Genomic DNA, 5,982 nt, shown 5'->3' with positions numbered 1-5,982 from the left:
ACTCAGACACCTCTGCGACGACATCGCAGCCGATTCAGGAATGCCAATGCAGGGAGAGGAGGTCGCCTATCTGACCGGAGACCTGAACGCCGAACTTTGGCCCGAAATTCACCAGTTCATTTGCTGTTGTAGCAGCATTTAAGCGGCTCAAGTTGCATATGCAGGCTTTGTTTGAAATGTCTATTGATTAGCATTCCAAACGATAAAAAGAATCGACTTTCGAAAAGTCGATTCTTTTATCATTATCGGGAATGCATGTGTGATTTTTTTTACGCATCTCGTTTTTCCGAAATCAAGCGAGATTTTTGCGCATCTGGTTTTTACGTAATGAACTTTTGGTTTTTGCGATTATAGCTCGGCCGGTTGCCGGGGGGGGGAGGTTTTCGGATGATTCGGCATATCCGTTTTTCGGGAGGTTGTCGGCGGAGCCGGACGATCTTCGAGGATTCGGGCCGTGGAGACGAGTGGCGGACATCCGCAGCGAGAGTGGGTTTCGTATCCCGCAGCCGAAGTGGCGCGGCTGTACCGGAGCGGAATGCCGGATTCCGCGGGAGGAACGGGAGGGGCGGAAATTGAGCGCGCGGCGAGGGTTCTGCCGTGATTTCGGGAGGCATGGGTGGTGATACGGTGCGGGTTGGGCGCGGGTTCCGCGAGGATTCGTCGCGGTTGCGGCGTGGGGGGCGGGGATTTCGGAAGAATCCGACGGGGATGCGTCGAGGGCGGGGAGTGCGGCGCGATCGTTCCGATACACGGAAAAGAGGCTGTTCGACGGGCTCTTTTCCTCTCTTTGAAAGCTGCATGTTCGGAAAGGAATCGGACAATGCTCCGAATGAAGAAGGAGGCTGTCCAGCGAGTTTCGGACAGCCTCCTTGCGCATGTGTCGCGACGACCCTATTTCAGTCGCAGGAACGAGTAGCCGAAACGTTCGCAGGCCGCTTTTTCCAGCTCCTCGCGGGCCGACGGATGAGCGATTGCAATCAGGGCTTTGGCTCGCTGGGCGAGGTTCTTGCCCTTGAGGAACGCTACGCCGTACTCCGTAACGATGTGCTGCACCATGTGGCGCGTCGTAACGACGCCCGCTCCGGGCGTCAGCAGCGCCTTGATCTTCGACTGTCCTTTTTCGGTGATCGACGGGATGGCGATGAAGGTCTTGCCGCCCTCGGAGAGTGCGCCGCCGTACATGAAGTCGTGTTGGCCGCCGACGCCCGAGATGATGCGCGTGCCGACCGAGTCGGCGCATACCTGTCCCGTGAGGTCCACCTCCACGGCCGAGTTGATCGCCATCACCTTGGGGTTCTGGCGGATGCGGAACGGATCGTTGGTCCATGCCACGTCGCGCATTTCGAGGTCTTCGCGGTAGTTCATGTAGTCGTACAGACGGCGCGAGCCGAGCGCCAGCGACGCCAGCGTCTTGTGGGGCAGGATCTTTTTCTGCGAGTTGTCGATCACGCCCCGCTCGATCAGCGGCACCACGCCGTCGGTCATCGCTTCGGTGTGCAGACCGAGGTGCTTGTGGTTGCCGAGCGCAGCCAGCACGGCATTGGGGATGCCGCCCACGCCGATCTGGAGCGTCGCGCCGTCGGGGATCAGCTCGGCGATGTAGCCGCCGATCCTGCTCTCGACTTCGTTCGGCACCGAGGTCGGCAGCTCCACGAGCGGTTCGTCGACTTCGACGGCTGCGGCGATGCGCGACACGTGGATCAGTGCGTCGCCGTAGGAGAAGGGCATCGCGTCGTTAACCTGTGCGATGACGGTCTTGGCGCATTCGACGGCCGAGACGGCCAGATCGGCCGAGACGCCGTAAGAGCAATATCCGTCGGCATTGGGGCGCGAGACGTTGAGGATCGCCACATCGACGGGGAGTGCGCCGCTGCGGAACAGCGCGGGAATCTCGCCCAGAAAGGCGGGGATCGACTGTCCGTAGCCGTCGGCGAGCCAGCGGCGGATGTTGTTCCCCACGAAGAGACTGTTCACGAGAAACGTCTCCTTGTATTCCGGACGGCAATAGGGGGCGTCGGCGCGCCCTACGGCGAATCCCGTGTAGACGGTTACGTCCGTAAGTTCCGCCGCGCGGTCGGTCATCGCCCGTACGAGCGTCTCGGGAATCGAAGTGCTGCCCTGAATGTAGACGCTGCTGTGCGGACGGATGAGTTTCACGGCTTCGGCCGCGGTGGTGTAGTTGGTCATAAATGGTCAGGCTTTGTGTGTTTGTTCGAATACGGCCAGCCGCTCTTCGAGCTGGTCGAACTGTTCGGGCCGGTTCATCTGCGAGATGCAGATGCGCACGCCCTCCTGCCGGCTGCCGGTCGACGAGAGCGAGATGGCGCACACGCCGCACAGCAGCAGTTCGCGCAGCAGCTCGGAGCAGCTCATCGTGCCGTAGCCGACCGTGTAGAAGAAACCGTCGCTCACCTTCTCGTCGAGGTCCTTGTCGTAGACGATGCGGAACCCGTGGCGCAGGAACGACTCCTTCGTGAGCTTCGCGCGGCGGGCGTACTCCGAGGCGTGGCCCACGAAGTCGAGCCGCCCGTCGGCCGCGGCGTCGAACATCGCGGCCAGCGCATGCTGCGCCGAGTGGCTCGTGCCGGACGAAGCGGCGTAGAGGATGCCGAGCACATAGGCGTCGCCCAGACGCGCCATGCGGTAGCGTTCGAGCAGGGCGGGGTAGTGGCGCCCGTAGAGTTTGTCGGAGATTGCGGCTATGGCGATGCGCTGACCGGCGTAGCTGAAGATCTTCGAACCCGAGAGCATCAGGATGTAGTTGTCCGTGTAGCGGGCGACGGTGGGCTGGAACGGCGCCTCGCAGGGGCGGCCCAGTTGTTTGCGGAAGTCCATGCCGAGGTAGGCGAGGTCCTCCACGACGATCGTGTCGTACTTCGTCGCCAGCCGGCCGATGATCTCCAATTCCTGTTCCGTGAGGCAGATCCACGCCGGGTTGTTCGGGTTGGAGTAGACGATCGCCGCGACGTCGCCCTCGCTCAGATAGCTTTCGAGCTTCTCGCCCAGCTTCTCGGCGCGGTAGTCGTAGATGTCGAACGAGACGCTCGGGATGTCCATCAGATGCGTCTGGCTCCGCTGCACGGGGAAACCCGGGTCGATGAAGAGGATCTTCCGGCGCTTCGGGTCGAGCTGCGAGCAGAGCAGGAACACGGTGAAACTGCCCTGCATCGACCCGACGGTCGGGATGCACCCCTCGGGTGCGAGGTCGATGTCGAGGAACGCCTTGATGAACCGCGAGGCGGCCTGCTTGAGCTGCGGGATGCCCTGCATCGGCGGGTAGATCGAGGCCACGCCCGCGGCGAGCGCCGCGCGTTCGGCTTCGACGCCGATCTCCTCCGGACGCAGGCCCGGCACGCCCATTTCGAGGTGCGAGAACTCTTCGCCCGTGGCCTTTTCCATGCGGCGGGCGATCTCGCCCGACTGGCGGATCGTCGCCTGTGCGATGTCCGCGATCTCCAGCTCCCCGAGGATGCCGTCGAGGAGGGTGCTGTCGAAAGGCCGTTTCATCGGTTCATGCTTTTTCGTGCGAACTCGTATCCGGCGCGGAATGCGGCGAGGTTGCTCTCGACCACCGCCTCGCCCTTGCGGGCGAAGATGTCGCGGATGCCCTGTTCGAGCTTCGCGGCTTCGATCTGGAGCAGCGGCGCCGCGGCGCCCAGCAGGACGATGTTGGCCGCACGCGGCGAGGCGGCCGCTTTGGCGAGGGCGTCCACGTCGAGGGCGATCACGTGGGGCAGCGCTGCGAGCTCGCGCTCGATGCGCTCCTTTTCGGGATAGTTGTCGATGTTCACGAAGGGGGTGGTGTTCGTTACGATCCAGCCCTCCTTCGACAGCCACGGCAGGTAGCGCAGCGCCTCCATCGGTTCGAGCGAGAGGATGATGTCCGCCGCGCCGCGCGGAATGAGGTCCGAGGCGATCGGGTCCGACGACAGACGCAGGTTCGACTGCACGTCGCCGCCGCGCTGGCTCATGCCGTGGACTTCGGCCTGCTTGATGTGGAGCCCCTCGGTGAGGGCCGCTTTGCCGATTACGGTGGCGATGGAGAGGATGCCTTGTCCTCCCACGCCCGAAAGGATGATATCTCGTTTCATGGGGTGTGTCTCTTATTTTTTAGCGTTGTGGCGTTTGGCGGTCTGGATGCACTCGCGGCGCGGGATAATCACCGAGACGCCCTTGTATTCGATCTCTTCGCGGATGATGCGGCGCATCTCTTCGTGGTTCTTGGGCAGGGGCACCACCACGCGGATGTGTTCGGGTTCGACGCCCAGTCCGGCGCAGATCTGCTCCAGACGGCCCGTACCGGCCGAATCCTGACCGCCGGTCATGCCCGTGGTGAGGTTGTCGGAGATGATGACCGTGATGGCCGCCTTGGCGTTCACGGCATCGAGCAGACCCGTCATGCCCGAGTGGGTGAAGGTCGAGTCGCCGATGACGGCCACGGCGGGATGCTGCCCGGCGTCGGCGGCACCCTTGGCCATCGTGATCGAGGCCCCCATGTCGAGCACCGTGTCGATGGCGTGGAACGGTGCGAGCCAGCCCAGCGTGTAGCAGCCTATGTCGCTGAATACCTTGGCATTCTCGTATTCGTGCACCACGTCCGTCAGGGTCTTGTACATGTCGCGGTGGCCGCAGCCCTGACAGAGCGCGGGCGGACGCGGCACGGTTACCTCGCTGGCTGCGTGTGCGGGATGGGCCGGCAGTCCGACCGCTTCGCGCACGCAGTCGGGCGTCAGCTCGCCCGTGCGGGGCAGCTCGCCCGAGAGGCGTCCTTTGATTTCGATGGGCGTGGGCAGCACGCCGCGCACCGTCTCCTCGACCATCGGCTGGCCCTCCTCGATGACGAGGATCGAGCGGCACTCCGAAGCCATGCGGCGCACGAGCGCCGTGGGCAGCGGATACTGCGAGACTTTCAGCACGGGGTAGGGACATCCGTCGGGAAAGTTCTCCATCAGATAGTTATAGGCGATGCCGCAGGCGATGATGCCCATCGACTTGTCGGCTCCGTCCGTATAGCGGTTGTAACGGCTCCCGGCGGCTTCGGCCTCGAACTGCTTGTACTCCTCGATGAGCGTCTTGTATCTCACGCGCGAGTTGCCCGGCATGAGCACCCATTGGCGCGTGTTCTCGGGATAGGCGAGCGGATTCTCCGCGCGGCGTTCGCCCGTCTCGACCACGGCGCGCGAGTGGGCCATGCGGGTCGTCAGGCGCAGCAGCACCGGAATCCGGTGGCGCTCCGACATCTCGAACGCATCGGCGGCCATGTCGTAGGCTTCCTGCTGCGACGAGGGTTCGAAGATCGGCACGAGGGCAAACTTGCCGTAGAAGCGCGAGTCCTGCTCGTTCTGCGACGAGTGCATCGAGGGGTCGTCCGCCGCTACGACGATCATGCCGCCGTTGGCGCCCGTCATCGCCGAGTTGACGAAGGCGTCCGCCGCCACGTTCATGCCGACATGTTTCATGCAGACCATCGAGCGCTTGCCGGCGAACGACATGCCGAGCGCCTCTTCCACGGCGGTCTTTTCGTTCGCGGACCAAGCGCTGTGAATGCCGCGCTGGGCCGTGAGGGGGTGTCCCTGTATGTATTCCGTGATTTCGGTAGAGGGCGTGCCCGGATAGGCGTACACACCCGAGAGACCGGCGTCGAGTGCGCCCTGTGCGAGCGCTTCGTCTCCAAGTAATAGTTCTTTGCTTGCCATAGGTTGTAGTTAAGAATTCTTCCTGATTTTACAAAAATAGGAAAATTTAATCGGAATTCCATGTTTTCCTAACGATTTATTATGTCCGTCGGCTCCGATCCGATCGAATGTTGCGTGAGAGGGCGTTTTTTGTGCGTATGTGTAACGGCTCGGCGTCGCGGTTTTCGGGGGGGGGCCTTTTGCGTCGGGGCTCCGAGAAACTTCTTTCGACCTGTTTCGCGCGCCTTTCCGGCATCGGTTTCGCGGCGGGAGGGGGATCGGCGAGGGCTTCCTTTTCCCGCTGTGC

General features: G+C 62.7%; 4 protein-coding genes. All 4 read right to left on the bottom strand.

Going from position 1 to position 5,982, the window contains the following annotated elements; translation table 11 throughout:
• Positions 1 to 891: 891 nt before the first annotated feature.
• Genes BN3659_RS03605 through BN3659_RS03590 form a run of 4 tightly spaced genes read right to left on the bottom strand, consistent with a single transcriptional unit; the run spans position 892 to position 5,696 of the window.
• Positions 892 to 2,187, bottom strand: coding sequence for an acetyl-CoA hydrolase/transferase family protein (locus BN3659_RS03605; protein ID WP_091534654.1), 1,296 nt, complete (start codon positions 2,185 to 2,187; stop codon positions 892 to 894).
• A gap of 6 nt (positions 2,188 to 2,193) precedes the next feature.
• Complete coding sequence (locus BN3659_RS03600) at positions 2,194 to 3,507, bottom strand: aminotransferase class I/II-fold pyridoxal phosphate-dependent enzyme (protein ID WP_091534652.1); 1,314 nt, start codon at positions 3,505 to 3,507, stop codon at positions 2,194 to 2,196.
• Positions 3,504 to 4,091 (bottom strand): indolepyruvate oxidoreductase subunit beta, encoded by a 588-nt coding sequence (locus tag BN3659_RS03595; protein ID WP_091534651.1) that lies wholly within the window; start codon positions 4,089 to 4,091, stop codon positions 3,504 to 3,506. Before BN3659_RS03595 ends, BN3659_RS03600 begins: the two co-directional genes overlap by 4 nt.
• Before the next feature lie 12 nt (positions 4,092 to 4,103).
• Positions 4,104 to 5,696: a thiamine pyrophosphate-dependent enzyme gene (locus BN3659_RS03590; RefSeq protein ID WP_091534649.1), complete on the bottom strand. Its 1,593-nt coding sequence runs from the start codon at positions 5,694 to 5,696 to the stop codon at positions 4,104 to 4,106.
• Positions 5,697 to 5,982: the final 286 nt, after the last annotated feature.

The organism is Alistipes sp. CHKCI003, from assembly GCF_900021155.1.
GTDB classification, from domain to species: Bacteria; Bacteroidota; Bacteroidia; order Bacteroidales; family Rikenellaceae; genus Alistipes; species Alistipes excrementavium.
Note: the sequence above shows the minus strand (reverse complement) of the source record. Positions and strands in the feature narration are given on the sequence as shown.

What these genes read in the sequence shown, in the direction of transcription:
- BN3659_RS03605 (WP_091534654.1), bottom strand. Translation starts at nt 2,187, where the DNA reads ATGACCAACTACACCACCGCGGCCGAAGCCGTGAAACTCATCCGTCCG.
- BN3659_RS03600 (WP_091534652.1), bottom strand. Translation starts at nt 3,507, where the DNA reads ATGAAACGGCCTTTCGACAGCACCCTCCTCGACGGCATCCTCGGGGAG.
- BN3659_RS03595 (WP_091534651.1), bottom strand. Translation starts at nt 4,091, where the DNA reads ATGAAACGAGATATCATCCTTTCGGGCGTGGGAGGACAAGGCATCCTC.
- BN3659_RS03590 (WP_091534649.1), bottom strand. Translation starts at nt 5,696, where the DNA reads ATGGCAAGCAAAGAACTATTACTTGGAGACGAAGCGCTCGCACAGGGC.